Consider the following 15,588-nt stretch of genomic DNA (forward strand, 5'->3'; position numbering starts at 1 on the left):
GTCGACCCCAGGTCGACGAGCGTCGCCGACAATGTCTCGGAGTGGTTCGACGATCGGTCTCACCGACGCGCCTGTCGCCATCGGGTCCGCCACAACCCCGCGGGGTCGTGCGGCTCAGCGCCAGCGGAAGGACGGCGGATCTGCGGTCAGACGCAGCCGGCGATGCGTGAACCGGCGACGCCGGCCCGACGGGTCGAACTGGTTGCCGACCTTGGTCAGGTGGCCGCCGACGCCGTCGTTCCAGATCCCGGAGACCCAGCCGCGCGGCCGCACCGCCGACTCGTGGATGTAGCGCTGGAAGAACGCGCGCTGATCGGCGGACAGGCGCTCGTGCGACGGCAGAGGTTTGGTCGCGGGGCCGGCGAGCTGGTCCGAGCGGACCTTCAGCGGCTGGACCTCGCCGGCGGCGAGCCGGTGCAGCTGGGTGGTCCAGCTCGACTTCCACATGTTCCACCTCGCGCCGACCTGGTACATGTCGCGGAACGGGATGAACGCGAGGTGGTTGAGCTTGCCGTTCTCCTCGGGCGGGTAGCTGCCGCCGACGTCGGAGTGAGCGCCCGGGTACTCCCTGTCGACGCCGGGGATGATCGACAGCGGGAAGTTCTCCCGGTACTCGTGGCGCGCGGTGTAGTGGGTGATGCCCATCGCGTCGGTGGCGTCGATGTAGAGGTTCTGCCCGGGGTTCGAGTCGTCGCCGGCCTGGCCGAACGAGCCGACCGAGTCGTAGATGCCGACGAAGCGGACCGTGACGTGCGGCTGGCGCTTGCGCAGCGCCATGTTGACGAGGTTGACGAAGGTGCGGGCGAGCGCTGCCCCGCGCGAGAAGCCGAACACGTCGACGGTCTTGCACGCCTGCAGCGGCAGCTCGCCGCAGCGGTCGCGCAGCCAGAAGTAGGCGCGGTTGAGCCGCTCCTCGCCGCCGAGGCCGCCGACCATGCCGGCGAGGTTGGCCCCGCTGTCGGCGATCTGCGAGCCGCGGCTGGTGACCGCGGTGGCCCAGCGGGCGCCGAACCACCGGTTGGACGCGGCGGCCCGCTGGGCCTCGGCCTGGCGCTGGCGCGCGTCGGTGTCCATCGAGCCGACGCCGTCGATGTACTGCTTGCGATAGACCTCCTCGGCGGTCGCGGTGTCCTTGAAGACGTTGAACAGGCGGACCACGTTGGTGTGGCTCTGCCGCGGCTCGTCGCGGGCCCGGTTGTTGTCGGTGCCGTCGAAGAAGACCCCGGCCCGCAGCTTGCGGCCCGGGTTCTGGCACGGGCAGGTCGCGCCCGGCCGCGCCGCCGGGAACGCCTGCGCCTCGCCCTGGACCCCTCTCGCAGTGTCCCGCGCTCCCATCCCTCACTCCCTCTTCTTGTCGGCCTCGGCCAGCACTTCGTCCCAGTAGGTCGCCGGGTTGGTGATCGTCGCGGCCTCCTCCCACGCCGCGTCGTCGACGTCGTCGACGATCCGGTCGAGCCGGACCTGCTCGCCGAGGTCGTGCTGATCGAGGATCGCCTGGATCTTCGGCTGAAGGTGAAAACATGGCCCGACGGCCAGCATGTCCATGACGAAGGTGAACAGGCCGCGCTCGCTGTGGATCGCGTAGGAGCGGGCGATCTCGAAGCTGTGGAGGACCACCGCGCGCAGGTCGAGCGGGTCGTGCCTGGCGATCTTGTCCGGCATGCGGACCTGCAAGTAGGCGATGATCCGGCGGACGAGATCGTCGTCGGCGAGCGTGTCGGCCTGTTCAGCGCGGATCTTGAACATCGCTTGCGCCTGCTGTCGCGCTCGACGGACGAGCCCTGAGGCAGCCTAACAGAAGCGCGACGGAGCGGAGCGGGGATCCTCCTGCGCGGGCCCGGCCGGCAGGCGCTCGCGCCGCTCCACGCCGGGGCGCGAGCGCGTCGGGGAGCGGCGTGAACATCTCCTCACGATCCTCGCGGGCCGAGATCGACCGCGCGAATTTGCCAGCCGCGTTCAGGGACGTCTGCACGCCAGGTCGGCATCCGCGCCGTCGCGGGCGGTGTGAGATCGGCGAGGCCCGGCCCGCGACGGCGTCGCGGGCGTCATTCACCATATGTCCCGAGGGACATATGTACAATCACCGCCGCGGCGCCGCGGCGAGGCCGGCCTGCTCGAGCAGGCCCGCGAAGGCGATCGTCGTCAGGTCGGCGAATTGCTTGCCGATCACCTGCACGCCGGTCGGCAGGCCCTCGCGCGTCCGCGCCAGCGGGACCGCGGTGGCCGGCAGGCCGGGGAAGGTGGCGACGCCCGGCCAGCCGATCTGCGGGCCGTACGGGGCCTCGGCCCCGTCGATGACGAGCCGGCGGTCGGCCCAGTCGGGGCGGTCGTCGTGCGGGAACGCGGGGACGCCGAACGGCGGCGCGAGGACCACGTCGACGTCGGCGAACAGCGCCTGCCACTGGCGGATGAAGCGCGCCTGCACGTCCCTGAGCGCCATCCATGCGTGCGCGTGGACGGGCTTCGGATTCGGCGTACCGCGCGTCAGGATGGTGAGGAGCATGTCGCGGTAAGCGGCGTGCATCTCGGCGAGGTCGGGCAAGGCCTCGTGGCGGCGGAGCACGGTCGCGCCGGCGCGCGCGAGCGAGTCGGCGAGCCCCGCGATCGGCTCGCGCACGCCGGCGTCGGTGGCCGTGACCGGGTGGGCGTCGAGCACGAGCACGCGGTGCTCCGCGAGGGTGAGGTGGCGCGGCGGCGGCAGGGCCAGGCGATAGGCCGAGTCGTCGCCCGGGCCGGCGATCGCGGCCAGCGCCACCGCGAGGTCGACCGCGCTGCGGGCCATCGGTCCGAGCACCGCGAGCTCGGGCTCGGCGCCGTCCATGCCCGGGAACGAGTGCCCGGTCATCGGCACGAGGCCGTAGGTCGGCTTGTGGCCGAACACGCCGCACAGGTGCGCGGGCACGCGGATCGATCCGCCGATGTCGGACCCGAGCTCGAGCGGCACCATGCCGGCCGCCAGCGCCGCAGCCGCGCCGCCCGAGGAGCCGCCGGGCGTGCGCGCCGGATCGTCGGGGTGGAGGGTGCGCCCGTAGACCGGGTTGGCGCACTGCCAGTCGCCGAGAGCGACCGGCACATTGGTCTTGCCGAGGATGATCGCGCCGGCCGCCTTGAGCCGCGCGACCGCGACCGAGTCGGCGCGGATCGGCAGCTCCGCGAACTCGGCGAAGCCCCAGGTGGTCGGCAGGCCGGCGACGTCGTTGGACTCCTTGACGGTCATCGGCACGCCGGCGAGCGGCAGGCGCCGCTTGTCGTCGCCCGCGGCGTCGAAGGCCCGCGCCGCCTCGCGCGCCCGCGCGAAGTCGCGGACCACCACCGCGTGGATCGATCCGTCCCGCGCCTCGATGCGGGCGATCGCCGCCTCGCAGGCCGCGAGCGCCGTGATCGTGCCGTCGGCGACCGCCCGCGCCGTCTCCACCGCGGTCGCCTGATCGATGTCGAAGTTCCCCATGCGTCTGTCCTCCCGGAGGGCCGCGAGGGTAGCAAGCCGCCTGCGCGGTCGCACTCGGCGAGGCGACGATTTGCAGTCGAGCGCGCGGAGGCCTTTGGAGCCTCCCTCGACGCGTACTCCGTCACGCCGGCAGAGTTGCGGGCCGGTCGCAGATCGCCCGCGAGTCAGCGACGGAGCGCTCGTCTTCCAGGCGTGGATCGGCGGTCATGCGGGCGCGGCGCACGAGCGACGGCGTCGCAGTTCGCGGCGGGCCTCATGCTCGGCCTTCGGGCCTCGCCGCTCACGTCCGCGCCGAGAACACGCGGTCGAGCTCGGCGAACGGGCTCGCGTCGGCGAGCGCGTCGAAGGTGCCGGTCTCGGCGATGCTGCGAGCCGCCCGGATGAACGCGCCGAAGGCCACGCGCGTGAGCGCCGAGCCGACTGAGATCCGGCGCACCCCCAAGTCGGCGAGGTTGGCCACGGTGAGCCCCGGGACCGGCGCGGAGACGAGGACGTTGACCGGCCGCGGCGCCACGGCCCGCACGATCGCCGAGATCTCGGCGGCGCTGCGCACCCCGGGGGCGTAGAGGCAATCCGCGCCCGCGTCGGCGAACGCGACCAGGCGGTCGAGCGCCACCCTCGAGGCGTCCGGGTCTCCGACCAGCCACGCCTCGCAGCGCGCCGTGAGGACCACGGGGACGCCGGTTGCGTCGATCGCCGCGCGCGCAGCCCGGACGCGCTCGATCGCCAGCGAGCGCTCGTACAGCGGCGCTGCGGAGTCGCCGGTCGCATCCTCGATCGATAGCCCGGCGACCCCGGTGGCGACGCACGCGGCGACGTTGCGCGCGACGTCCTCCGGCGCGTCGGCGTAGCCGGCCTGGAAGTCGGCGTTGACCGGCAACGGGGTCGCCTCGACGATCTCCCGGATGTGCGCGAGCATGTCGCCCAGCGGCAGCGCGACGACGGCGTCGGGCCGCCCGCGGGAGAACGCGACGCCGGCCGAGGTCGTCGCCAGCGCGACGAACCCGAGGTGCTGCAAGACCACCGCGGTCCCGACGTCCCACGGATTCGGCAGCACGAAGCAGCCGGAGCGGTGCAAGGCGTGGAATGCAGCGAGCGCGGGGGACATGATGGCGGCCCTGTCGATCATCGGCAGCTCCTCTTTTATCACACGCGGCCCGCGAGCAGGTCCCGGCCGCGCCTCGCGCTAATGGCGTTCACCTGATTGTAACAGTCTTCGTCCGAGATCTGCCCGAACGTCCAGTTGCTCACGATCCCACGAGCTGCTGATTGAACGCATTCACCAAATTCTGCGAGTAGGGGTCGCTGGGCAGGCGGAGGACGCACATGCGAATGAATTGGAGGAGTCCGCGGGCGGTCCCGGCCGCGTAACCATCCACGTCCGTCTCCTGAGTCTGTGTATCGGCCAAGGCCCGTACCTCGGCGGCGATACGTAGCGCGCCGTCGCGGACAGGTCAATCGTTCGCGTCGGCGCGCGGGCGGTTGCGGCGGGTCATCTCGAGGCCGACGAGGTGCAGGCGCCGGCGCAGCTCCGGTGGTTCCAGCACCTCGACGCCGCCGCCGAGGCCGGTGAGCTGGTCGGCGGCGACCTCCTCGCTCTCGAGCAGGAGGTCGAGCTCGCGCCAACCTTCGGCGTCGGGCGGGCCGGCCTCGGCGAGCATGCGACGGACCGCGTCGTGCGGGACCAGGCGCGGGAGCGACTTCTGGGCGTAGGGGGACAGGCGGACGCGGCAGCGGTAGACGAGCAGCGACTGGTCGAACGCGGCCGACGACGCGGCCCACCAGGCGGCGAGGTCGAAGTCGTCGGGTCGCGCGAAGGCCTCGGCGAGCAGCTCGGCGTGGTCGATGCGGCCGACGCGGTAGGTGCGGACCTCGCCGCGCGAGCGCGCGACCAGGTACCAGGTGCCGGCCTTGAGCACGAGCCCGAGCGGCTCGACGCGGCGGCTGGCCTCACGCCCGCCGTGGCGCAGCTCGAGCTTGCGGCTCTCCCACACCGCGGCGGCGACGGTCGGCAGCGCGGTGAGCGGCTCGGGTCGCGCGAACCAGGCCGGCGCGTCGAGCAGGAAGCGCTGGCGGATCCGCCCGGCCCGGTCGCGCAGCTCCGCGGGCAACGTGGCGTCGACCTTGGCCCGCGCCGACAGGGCGACCGCCCCGAGGCCGAGGTCGGCGACCGCCTGCGGCGCGCCCGAGAGGAACAGCGCGCTCGCCTCCGCGGCGGTGAGGCCGTCGAGCCGCGTGCGCCAGCCCTCGACCAAACGAATGCCGCCGTGCGGGCCCGGCTCGGTCCACAGCGGGAAGCCGGCGGCTACCAGCGCCGCGACGTCGCGGTAGAGGGTGCGCACCGAGACCTCGAGCTCCTCGGCGAGCTCGGCCGCGGTGGCCCGCTGGCGCCGCTGGAGCACGAGGAGCAACGCGAGGAGCCGGCTCGACCGCACCCGCGCATGATGCCGGAAAATCACTGACAGGTCCTGTCAGGGTCCTGCGCCACGCTCTTCGCATGACGCGAACTCAGTACTTCGTGGCGGCCAGCATCGACGGCTTCATCGCCGACGCGAGCGGCGGCCTGCAATGGTTGTTTCAGTTCAACGACGTCGAGGGGGTCGAGGCCCACTACAAGGCCTTCCAGGCCGGGGCGGGCGCGCTGGCGATGGGCGCGGCGACCTACGAGTTCCTCCTCGGCGAGAACCTCGAGGCCTGGCCGTACGCCGGCCTCCCGACCTGGGTGTTCACGCACCGCGAGCTGCCGACGATCGCCGGCGCCGACATCCGCTTCACCGCCGACGACGTCGGCGCGGTGCACGAGGAGATGGTCCGCGCCGCCGCCGGCAAGCACGTCTGGATGATGGGCGGCGGCAACCTGGCGGCGCAGTTCGCCCGCCGCGGCCTGCTCGACGAGATCTGGCTGGCAGTGATCCCGGTGGTCCTCGGCGCCGGCGCGCCGCTCCTGCCGGCGGCGCTGCCGGGGCCGCTCGAGCTCACCTGTGTCACACGATTCCCGCGCGGGATGATCGAGCTGCGCTACGCGGTGCCGGCGTCGCGCTGACGTGCGCCGCGAGGCCTCGCCCGCCCAGGACGCCGCGACCGCCGGAAGTGTCCCCGGCGAGCGCGAATGGACATTGCGCCCGGCCCGCGGTGCGGCGAATCGAAGGCGCTGCAGCGCAGCGGCGCGCTGTTCGCCGCGATCGGCGAGCGAGCGCCGCGCGTCGGCTCCGGGCTCGCGCGGCCCGCCGGTGCGGCGAATCGCGGACCGGTGATTCGTCCGCCCCGGCGAACGCCGGGACGCGGCCGCTTACTTGCCGACCTTCGCGGCGATCCAGGCGTCGATCTGCGCCCAGCCGGTCTCGCGGTTGAGGTGCAGGTTGACGTCGTGGCCGATGTCCGGCAGGACCTGCACCGTGACGTCGGGCGAGCTGCTGTAGAACGCGGCCTCCTGGGCGGCGACGTCGGCGGTGGCGATGATGTCGTACTGGCCGAGCTGGGACAGGACGGGGACCTCGACCTGGTCGACCAGCGACAGGCCGTTGATACCCTCCGGGTCGCCGATGGCGAGGGCCGTCATCATGTCGAGGACGTCGAGCATGAGCCCGCGCGGCAGCCCCGACACGAGGTTGGCGTTGTCGTAGGCGATCACGTCCGGGTCCGAGGTCGGCGGGTAGTAGAACAGCAGCTCGCGGACCGGCGGCGGCATGACCACGTACGGCTGCTGCAGCGGCCCTTCGAAGGCCGCGGGGTCGATGGGGATGATCCGCGGGGCGTGGGCCCACCCGGTCGCCACCAGCGCGTCGGCGATGGGGCCGTAGTTGCCGAGGGCGTAGACCGAGGTGATGGTGCCCATCGAGTGGCCGACGAGGACGATCTTGTCGAACACGGGCTCCCACAGCAGGTCGGCGGCGCGTACTCGCGTCAGCACCTGCTCGAGGGCGCTGGCGCTCTCTGCGAGATCGGCGAGGTCGCCCGCTGGGGCGCTCGACGCGCCGGCGCCGAGCATGTCGAGGGCGAGGACCGCGTAGCACCGGTCGGTCATGTAGTCGGCGTATGAGTAGCGCTCACCGTTGATCTGTGGGGCGTCCCAGTACTCGTGGTCGTATGTCCCCCCGTGCAGGAGCACCTGCAGCGTCCGGTCGAGGAAGAGCCCGCAGTGGCCGCCCACCTTCATGGACAAATGCCCGGCGACCGTGTAGTCCTGGTCGTCGGACAGCGTGACCTCGAAGTCGACACGCTTGCTGATCGTGATGCTGGGTGACAGCAATCCGGCTTCGGCGGAGGTGGGCAAAAGGCCCGCCGCCGCGACCATCAATGCTCCTACCGCCCGAGTCTCGCGCGTCCGCGCCTGCTTGCGATCTGTCATCACTCCATCCCTCCGATCATTCGTCGCGGCCGCGCCGTCGGCGACGACACCCGCGATCGGGTGGCGTCGCCGACTGGCTCGTCTCGGCCGCAAACCTGCGCGGATCAACGTACCAAGGCGGCGGTGCTGCCGCCAAGACAATTCGTCGGTCACCGCCGCGACATTCACGCGCGCTGCGGTGAATGTGGTCGCAAGGGGCAGGGGGCCTTTGTGCCCGCATGTCGGATGAATCGCGATGAATGATCATACCCCCCGCGCGATGACGGGCCCGCGCGCCCAGGAGCTGCAGCGCCGGATCGTCCAGAGCGCCCAGGTCCTCGTCGTCGCTTGCCTCATCGCGGCCGCCGGCAACACGGGGATCACGATCCTCCTCGAGCACGTGTGGCAGCTCGACGGCATCATCGTCGTGCTCCTCACCCTCGTCACCGCGTACGCGCGCGTGGTCATCCCGCGCGCGCGAGCCGGCGAGCTCGACAGCGCCGTGCGCATCGCCATTCGCGTCATGACCGTCGCGGTCATCGTGTGCTCGATGCTCATGGGCGGCACCGCGGCGAGCCTGGCGTTGACCGGCTTCATCACCGCGCTGGCGCTGGCGCCCGGCGTGCTGTCCTTCCGCGAGGTGAACGGCACGATGCTGGTCGTCACGCTGATCGGCATCGCGCTGATCGCGGCCGATGCGTTGGAGCCGCCGTTTCAGGCCGTCTTCCCGCTGTTTCAGACGTGGCTGTACATCATGACGTCGGCCGGGATGATCGGCCTCGTCCTGCTGGTCGTCCGCGACTTCAAGCAGTACCCGCTGACGACCAAGCTGCAGGTGTCGTTCCTGTTCGTCGCCCTCGGCGGGGTCGTGCTGCACGTACGGATCAGCGGGGCGGGCCTGCGCGAGGAGGTGGAGGCCCGCGTCGAGGCGCAGCTCGAGCACGTCGCCGCCGCCGCGGCCGAGCTGCTGGACGTCGCGATCGCGGACGTGCGCGCCCTCGCGACCAGCGACGCCGGACAGGCCGACGTCGTCGCCGCGGCCGCGGACGCGGGCGATCGCCGGCAGGCCGCGGAGGCCGTCGCAGCGCTGACGCGGCGCGAGTTCAGGCCGGCCGCCGGCGCCGCGCTCGTCGGCGAAGGCGGAGAGGTGTGGGCGTCGGCGGGGGAGCTGGGGCCGTCTGCCCCGGGGGACAGGACAGGCCTGCGCGTGGGGCTGCGCGCCGACGGGTTCGAGGTCGAGGCGCCCGTGGTCGCGCGGGGCGGCGCGAGCGGGGCGGCGCTGCGCGTGCGCTACGCGAGCGGGGCGCTGCGCGAGGCCCTCGACAAGGTCGCGGCGATCGGCGGCGAGGGGGTCGGCGTGCTGGTGTTCGGCGCCGACGGCGAGGCGCTCCTGCGGGCCGGGGCCGACGCGGCCACGCGCGCCGTCGTCCGCGCGAGCGAGCCGCCGGACGGCCTGGTGATGCGGCTGCGACCGCCGGGGCTCGGCGGCCTGCAGATCGCCGCGACGATCGAGTCGGAGACCTTGCTGGCCCCGATCGCCTCGCGCGACCGCGAGGCGACGCTCGTCGCCATGCTCATCGCGGCGCTCGTGACCGGCGTGGCGTTCGGGGTCGGCAGCGTGCTGTCGCGGCCGATCCTCGGGCTCACCGCCGCGGTGACGCGGATGCGCGCCGGCGACCTGACCGCGCGCGCCGACGAGGGCTCGCACGACGAGATCGGCGAGCTGACGCGGGCCTTCAACGCGATGGCGACGCAGCTCGGGGTGCTCATCGAGGGGCTCCACGCCCGCACCGCCGAGCTGCACGTCGAGATCTCGACCCGCAAGCAGCGCGAGCAGGAGCTGCAGCGCCTCAACGAGGAGCTGTCGACCGCCCGCGACCGCGCGCTCGAGGCCAGCCGGGCCAAGAGCACCTTCCTGGCCAACATGAGCCACGAGCTGCGGACGCCGCTCAACGCGATCATCGGCTACACCGAGCTGCTGCAGGACGACGCGGCAGCGGCCGGCGAGCGCGAGGTGGTCCGCGACCTGGCGAAGATCCACGGGGCCGCCTCGCACCTGCTGGCCGTCATCAGCGACATCCTCGACCTGTCGAAGATCGAGGCCGGCAAGATGGAGGCGCACATCGAGCCGGTGGTGTTCGCCGAGCTGGCCGCCGAGGTGACGGTCGCGCTGGCGCCGCTGGCCCACAAGAACAGCAGCGTGTTCATCGCCGAGGTCGATCCCGGCGTCGGGGTGCTGCAGACCGACCGGACCTGGCTGCGGCAGATCCTGTACAACCTCCTCAGCAACGCGGCCAAGTTCACCAGCCGCGGCGAGATCCGCCTGCGGGCCGAGCGCGTCGTCGACGTCGCCGCGGGGCTCGACGAGCTCCGCTTCGTCGTGAGCGACACGGGCATCGGCATCCCCGCCGACAAGCTCGGCGTGCTGTTCGAGCCGTTCACGCAGGCCGACGATTCGACCACGCGAAGGTTCGGCGGCACCGGCCTCGGCCTGGCGATCACGCGCCGCTTCTGTCGCATGCTCGGCGGCGACATCACGGTCGAGAGCGTGCTCGGGCAGGGCTCGAGCTTCGCCGTGACGCTGCCCGCGCGCAGGTTCGTGCCGGCGGTGTTCGAGCAGGCCGAGGACTGGACCGAGCTCGCCGAGGTCGGCCCGCCCGCCGAGGGGGCCTCGACCGTCCTGGTCGTCGACGACGAGGCGGTGGTCCAGGAGCTGATGGCCCGCTTCCTCGCGCGCGAGGGTTACCGGGTGATCGGGGCGCGCAGCGGCGCCGAGGCGCTGCGCCTGGCCCGCGAGCTCGCGCCCGACGTGATCACGCTCGACGTGATCATGCCGGGGATGGACGGCTGGGCGGTGCTGACGGCGCTCAAGCGCGACCCGGAGCTCGCCGACGTGCCGGTGGTGGTGATGACGATCGTCAGCGACCGCGACGTCGGCTTCTCGCTCGGGGCCGCGGACTACCTGCTCAAGCCGATCGACCGCGACCGCCTGCTGGCGACGCTGGCCCGCTACAAGCGGCCGAGCCTGCCCGCGTCGGTGCTGGTGGTCGACGACGAGCCCGACGTCCGCGAGCTGCTGCGCCGCCTGTGCGAGCGGGCCCAGTGGTCGGTGCGGGAGGCGGCCGACGGCCGCGAGGCGATCGAGGCCCTGAGCAGCGCCGTCCCCGACGTGGTGCTGCTCGACCTCATGATGCCGGAGGTCGACGGCTTCGAGGTGATCCAGACGATGCGCGCCTCGCCGGACTGGCGCGACGTCCCGGTCATCGTCATCACCGCCTGCGAGCTGACCGCGGACGAGTCCGCGTTCCTGCACGCGGGCGTGCACCGGGTGCTGCGCAAGGGCAGTTATTCGCAGGCGGCGCTGCTGAACGAGGTGCGGGCCCTCCTCGAGGCGGCCGCGAGCAAGACGGGGCGGCGCGGCGACGCCGGGGTCGCCTAGTACTGCCTGCCCGAAGTTCTCCAGGGGTTCTGTCCTGGATCCATCGCCAGGGCGGTATAGGCGGTGGAATAGGCGAGGCGCGAAAACGATCTCGTCGATGTGCCAGGCCCACGAGCACAACGGCTTCGTTTGGCACCTTCGGTCCGTGACGAACTGGAGGTGCTGGCCCGGAGTGGCCGCGCCGAGGCACGCCTCGTACTCCGGGCGAGGCTCGTGCTCCTCGCTGCCGAAGGGCACTCAAACCAGGAGATTGCGCGGAGATTGGGCTGCCACGTGGACACGGTGAGGGTGTGGCGTGGGCGCTTCGCGCGTGATGGGCGAGTCGTGACGCTCGAGGATCGTCCGCGAAGTGGGCGACCTCCTCGGGTATCGCCGGCGACACGCTGCAAGCTCATCAAACTCGCCTGTGACAAGCCTGCCAGGCATGGCCAGCAGACCCGTTCGACGTGGACATATGCGACGTTGGCAAGGCGCCTGCTTCATGAGACAGGTGTCGGGCTCAGCGTGTCCGAGGTGGGGCGAATCTTGCGCAACGAGGATTTCCGGCCGCACAAGATGAGGCTCTGGCTGCACAGCCCCGACCCCGACTTCTGTCGCAAGGTTCAGCGCATCTGCGATCTCTACCATCATCCCCCGGACGGAGCTCATGTGCTCTGCGTCGACGAGAAGACCGGCATGCAGGCGCTCGGACGGAGATTTCCCAGCAAGCTCCCCGCGCCCGGCCGCGCGGGCCGTTTCGAGTTCGAGTACGTCCGCCGCGGTACCTGGTCGTTGTTCGCGGCCTTCGACGTCCGCACCGGTGAAGTCCTGGGCGAGTGCAAGCCGCAACGACGGGCCGAGGACCTCTTGGACTTCATGGAGAGCCTTGCCCGCAAATATCCTACCGGCCAGCTCTACGTCGTCTGGGATAACCTCAACATCCACTATGAGGGTGCGGACCAGCGTTGGGCTCGCTTCAACCGGCGTCACGGCGACCGCTTCCACTTCGTATACACGCCGATCCATGCCTCGTGGGTCAACCAGATCGAGATCTGGTTCTCGCTGCTGCAGCGCCGCGTCCTTCGTTACGCCGACTTTCCTTGCGCCGGAGCCTTGCCCCGCGCCGTGATGAGCTTCATCCGGCGCTGGAACAGCGACGAAGCGCACCCGTTCAACTGGACCTTCCGCGGTCACTTCGTCCACACTCAGCGGCACCACGCCGCATGAGCCGTCCACGCACCACCCGCAACGCCGCTGCGAAATCGGACGATGACGCTCGCGCTGTCGAGCAGTTCCTGCGCCAACACCAGGGCCTCGCACATATCCGTGTCCGGCATCGCGCCCCGCTCATCACCCTCGAGTCCGGCCCCACCCACGATCCGATCCCGCACGCGCGCCTGCGCCGTCTCGCCGCCAACTTGTGGCAGCTGGAGATGGCTACCCATACCGGGCGCTGGGAACCAACACCCTTCCGCGCCTCTCGCGACGAACTGCTCGAGCTGCTCCTCGGCAACTTCGGCTGGACCCTTGCAGAGAGGGCCTAGCAACCCCTGGAGAACTTCGGGCCGGATGTACTAGGCCGCGTCGACTCACGCGCGGGTCCCTCCGGCGCGCGCGCGTCAGTGGTATCTCGGGGCGCAGATCGCCGCCCCGCGCGCCGCGTACGAGCCGATGATGCCCCGCTCCCGAGCTGTCCGATCGACCCTGTGCATTGCGATCGCGCTGACGCCGGTCGGTTGTTCACCCGCCGCTCCCTCTCACGCTCACGAGCAGCTCGCCCCCGCGGTCGTCGATCCCGCGGACGCGGCCGCGGACGGGCTGCGGGCTCGCCTCACCGCCGATGACGCCTTCGGCTGCGCGCGCGACGGCGAGGCCCTCGTGCGGCAGCACCCTGCGAGCCGGCGCCTGCGCGCGTGGTGGATCGGCTGCGTCGCGGCGGCCGGGCGTCGGAGCGAGGCCGCGGCGCTGGCCGGGGCGATGCTGTCCGAACAGCCAGGTGACCCATGGGCCAGGTTGGCGGAGGTGCTCGCGGCGCTCGGCGGCGCGGTCACCGATCCGGCGCTGCTCGGCCGCTCCGAGGCGCTGCTCGCCGACTCGCCGGATCACGCGGACGCAGTGGTCGCCCGCGCGTGGCTGCTGCTGGCGATGCACCGGAGCGCCGACATCCTCGCCCTGGCGGCGGCCGAGCCGGGCACGCCGGCCTCGGCGCGGGTCTACGCCCTCCTCGATGCCGCTCGCAGCGACCCCACCCGCCTGCCGGAGGCGCTGTCGGTCGGGGGCGGCGTGGCCCCGGACGACCCGGAGTTCGTCGCGGTGGCGGTGGCGGCTGCCGGGTTGCTCAGCCTGCAGGAGCGGTCGGTCGAGGCGCTCGAATGGGTCGAGGCCGCGCTCGCGCACGCCCCGAGCGCGCCGTCGCTGCTGCGCCGGCGCTGGCAATTGATGCAGCAGCGAGCGGACGCCGACGCAGTGGTCGCGGACATCGACGACGTCGTCGCCAGCTGGCCCGATCGCCCCGACGTGCTCCTCGCGGCCGTCGACGGCGCGCGGGCCGTCGGTCGGGCCGGCCACGCCGGGCCGCTCGAGCAGCGGATCCTCGCCGAGTACCCCGACAGCCCCGAGGCCGAGTCGGTGCTGTACCGCCGCCTCGACCTGCGCGACGCCGCCGGCACGCGCGGCGACGCCGAGGCCTCGCTGCTGCGCGACACCATGCTCGCGGCCTTCCTCGCGCGCCCGATCCACCACGATCCGCACAAGCTCGCCGACGTCGCCCGCTGGCGCTTCGAGGCAAAAATGGCCGATCCCTCGGCCACCCCCGAGGCGATCCTCGCCGCCGTCGAAGCAATGATCGCCCACGAGCCGGTGGTGCCGTCGCCGCAGCTCGTCGGCGCCCGTGCGCTGCTCGACCGCACCCCGTACCACGACCGCGCCGGCGAGCTCGCGCGCGCGGGGATCGAGGCCAGCGAGGCCTACGCCCGCGCCTGGCGCGACGCCGGCTCGCTCCACGTCGACATGCTGCGCCGCGATCACGTGACCGTCGGCAGCACGATCCTCGGCAACCTGGCCTTGAAGTCAGGTGATCTCGACGCCGCCCAGGTCGCGTTCCGGCGGGCCGAGAGCAACACCCTCGGCCCGTTCGTCGACCTCCAGCTCGGCCTCGCCGAGGTCGCCCGTCGCCGCGGCGATCTCGACGCTGCCGAGCTCCACCTCGTCGCCGGCGCCTCTCTCCCCGGCGAGGACGGCGAGCGCTGCCGCGGCGCCCTCGTCGAGCTCTACCGCGCGCGCACCGGCAGCACCCGCGGCCTCTCGCAATACATGGAGTCCATCGAGGCCCGCTCGGCCGAGCGGCGCAAGCGGCAGACGCTGGCCGCCTACGACGAATCGGCCGCGCCGCTGCCCGACTTCTCGCTGCGCGGCACCGACCACCGGGAGGTCACCCTCGCGTCGCTGCGCGGCAAGATCGTCGTGCTGCACTTCTGGTTCAAGACCTGCGCCGGCTGCCTGCTGGAGATGCCCGAGTTCTCGGCGTTCGCGGCGGCCCACGCCGGCGATCCGGACGTCGCGGTGGTCAGCATTCATTACGGCGGCAGCCTCGGCGACGTCGCTCCGTGGGTGCGCGAGCAGAAGCTGCCGTTCCCGGTGCTGATGGACGACGGCTACGCCGAGCGCGTCGGCGTCCGCAGCTATCCCACCACCTGGTTCCTCGACCCCGAGGGCCGGCGCCGCTTCGACGGCGGATTCGGCTACACCCGTCACCTGCGCGAGGAGTTCGAGTGGCGAATCGAGGCCCTGCGCGCCCGCGCCGCCCCGCCGGTGAGCTCCGGCTAGCACCCGCCGTCGGGGGGCTCGTCGAATCCGCAGCCGAGGCTACCGACGGCCGCGAGCTCGAGGCTCTCGCCGGCGATCTCGAAGGTGGCGACGACCGGGGGGCTCGGGAGGGGTTCGCTGAAGCAGTCCTCGCCGACGACGCCCTCGTCGAAGGACAGGCGGAAGCCGAGCTCGGCGGTCTCGCCGGCAGCGATCGGCAGATCCTCGGCGACGACTGCGAGCTCGTCGGCGCTCCACCAGTCGGTGAAGCGCACGGAGGTCAGCGTCGCGGCGTCGATCGCCCGCTCGTCCGGGGCGGTGACGCGGACCCGGAGGTGGACGTCGGTGGAGACGCCGCACCCGTAGATCGAATCCAGAGAGGCCCCGACCAATTCCGCCGCGAAGGGCGGCTCGACCGCGCCGGTGGTGGGCCCGGTCGTCGCAGCGGTGCCCGAGCCGTCGCTCGTGCTCGAGGTGGTCGCGTCGGTGGTCGCGTCGCGGCCGGGTGAGCACCCGGCCAGGGCGACTGCGAGACAGAAGAGGCGAGTCGAAGAGAAGCGATAAGACGAGAGCACCCGCAGATCGTAGCCG

12 protein-coding genes are annotated in these 15,588 nt (G+C 72.2%); 5 read left to right on the top strand and 7 right to left on the bottom strand.

The genetic code is table 11. The annotated features are described in order from the left end of the window. Positions 1-114: 114 nt before the first annotated feature. The 5 genes from O0S08_RS06100 to O0S08_RS06120 all read right to left on the bottom strand — a co-directional run bounded on the left by O0S08_RS06100 (position 115) and on the right by O0S08_RS06120 (position 5,883). Positions 115-1,335 (bottom strand): T6SS phospholipase effector Tle1-like catalytic domain-containing protein, encoded by a 1,221-nt coding sequence (locus tag O0S08_RS06100; RefSeq protein WP_269038062.1) that lies wholly within the window; start codon positions 1,333-1,335, stop codon positions 115-117. Between the two features lie 3 nt (positions 1,336-1,338). Next, a complete protein-coding gene (locus tag O0S08_RS06105; protein ID WP_269038063.1) occupies positions 1,339-1,746 on the bottom strand; it encodes a hypothetical protein in 408 nt (135 codons plus the stop codon). A gap of 334 nt (positions 1,747-2,080) precedes the next feature. Continuing rightward, positions 2,081-3,448, bottom strand: a complete 1,368-nt coding sequence (locus O0S08_RS06110; RefSeq protein WP_269038064.1) for an amidase family protein — start codon at positions 3,446-3,448, stop codon at positions 2,081-2,083. Between the two features lie 280 nt (positions 3,449-3,728). Next, positions 3,729-4,577 (bottom strand): isocitrate lyase/PEP mutase family protein, encoded by an 849-nt coding sequence (locus O0S08_RS06115; protein ID WP_269038065.1) that lies wholly within the window; start codon positions 4,575-4,577, stop codon positions 3,729-3,731. A gap of 325 nt (positions 4,578-4,902) precedes the next feature. Continuing rightward, positions 4,903-5,883 (bottom strand): helix-turn-helix transcriptional regulator, encoded by a 981-nt coding sequence (locus tag O0S08_RS06120; RefSeq protein ID WP_269038066.1) that lies wholly within the window; start codon positions 5,881-5,883, stop codon positions 4,903-4,905. 62 nt (positions 5,884-5,945) lie between these two features. Between O0S08_RS06120 and O0S08_RS06125 the strand changes: the two genes are divergently transcribed. Beyond that, positions 5,946-6,491 (top strand): dihydrofolate reductase family protein, encoded by a 546-nt coding sequence (locus O0S08_RS06125; protein ID WP_269038067.1) that lies wholly within the window; start codon positions 5,946-5,948, stop codon positions 6,489-6,491. A gap of 246 nt (positions 6,492-6,737) precedes the next feature. Here O0S08_RS06125 and O0S08_RS06130 read toward each other — a convergent pair whose 3' ends face one another. Next, positions 6,738-7,796 carry an alpha/beta hydrolase gene (locus O0S08_RS06130; RefSeq protein ID WP_269038068.1) on the bottom strand — a complete coding sequence of 353 codons (1,059 nt, stop codon included), beginning with the start codon at positions 7,794-7,796 and terminating at the stop codon, positions 6,738-6,740. 259 nt (positions 7,797-8,055) lie between these two features. On the opposite strand from O0S08_RS06130, the gene O0S08_RS06135 reads away from it, so the two are divergent. The 4 genes from O0S08_RS06135 (at position 8,056) to O0S08_RS06150 (ending at position 15,018) form a co-directional block, all read left to right on the top strand. Next, positions 8,056-11,214 (top strand): response regulator, encoded by a 3,159-nt coding sequence (locus tag O0S08_RS06135; RefSeq protein WP_269038069.1) that lies wholly within the window; start codon positions 8,056-8,058, stop codon positions 11,212-11,214. A gap of 159 nt (positions 11,215-11,373) precedes the next feature. Continuing rightward, positions 11,374-12,420 carry an IS630 family transposase gene (locus tag O0S08_RS06140; RefSeq protein WP_269032844.1) on the top strand — a complete coding sequence of 349 codons (1,047 nt, stop codon included), beginning with the start codon at positions 11,374-11,376 and terminating at the stop codon, positions 12,418-12,420. Continuing rightward, positions 12,417-12,737, top strand: a complete 321-nt coding sequence (locus tag O0S08_RS06145) for a hypothetical protein (RefSeq protein ID WP_269032845.1) — start codon at positions 12,417-12,419, stop codon at positions 12,735-12,737. Before O0S08_RS06140 ends, O0S08_RS06145 begins: the two co-directional genes overlap by 4 nt. Before the next feature lie 130 nt (positions 12,738-12,867). After that, a complete protein-coding gene (locus O0S08_RS06150; RefSeq protein WP_269038070.1) occupies positions 12,868-15,018 on the top strand; it encodes a redoxin domain-containing protein in 2,151 nt (716 codons plus the stop codon). Here the strand turns inward: O0S08_RS06150 and O0S08_RS06155 are convergent. Then, positions 15,015-15,572, bottom strand: coding sequence for a hypothetical protein (locus tag O0S08_RS06155; protein ID WP_269038071.1), 558 nt, complete (start codon positions 15,570-15,572; stop codon positions 15,015-15,017). The two genes, O0S08_RS06150 and O0S08_RS06155, sit on opposite strands and share 4 nt — an antisense overlap. Between the last annotated feature and the right edge of the window lie 16 nt (positions 15,573-15,588).

This window comes from Nannocystis punicea, from assembly GCF_026965555.1.
GTDB classification, from domain to species: Bacteria; Myxococcota_A; Polyangia; order Nannocystales; family Nannocystaceae; genus Nannocystis; species Nannocystis punicea.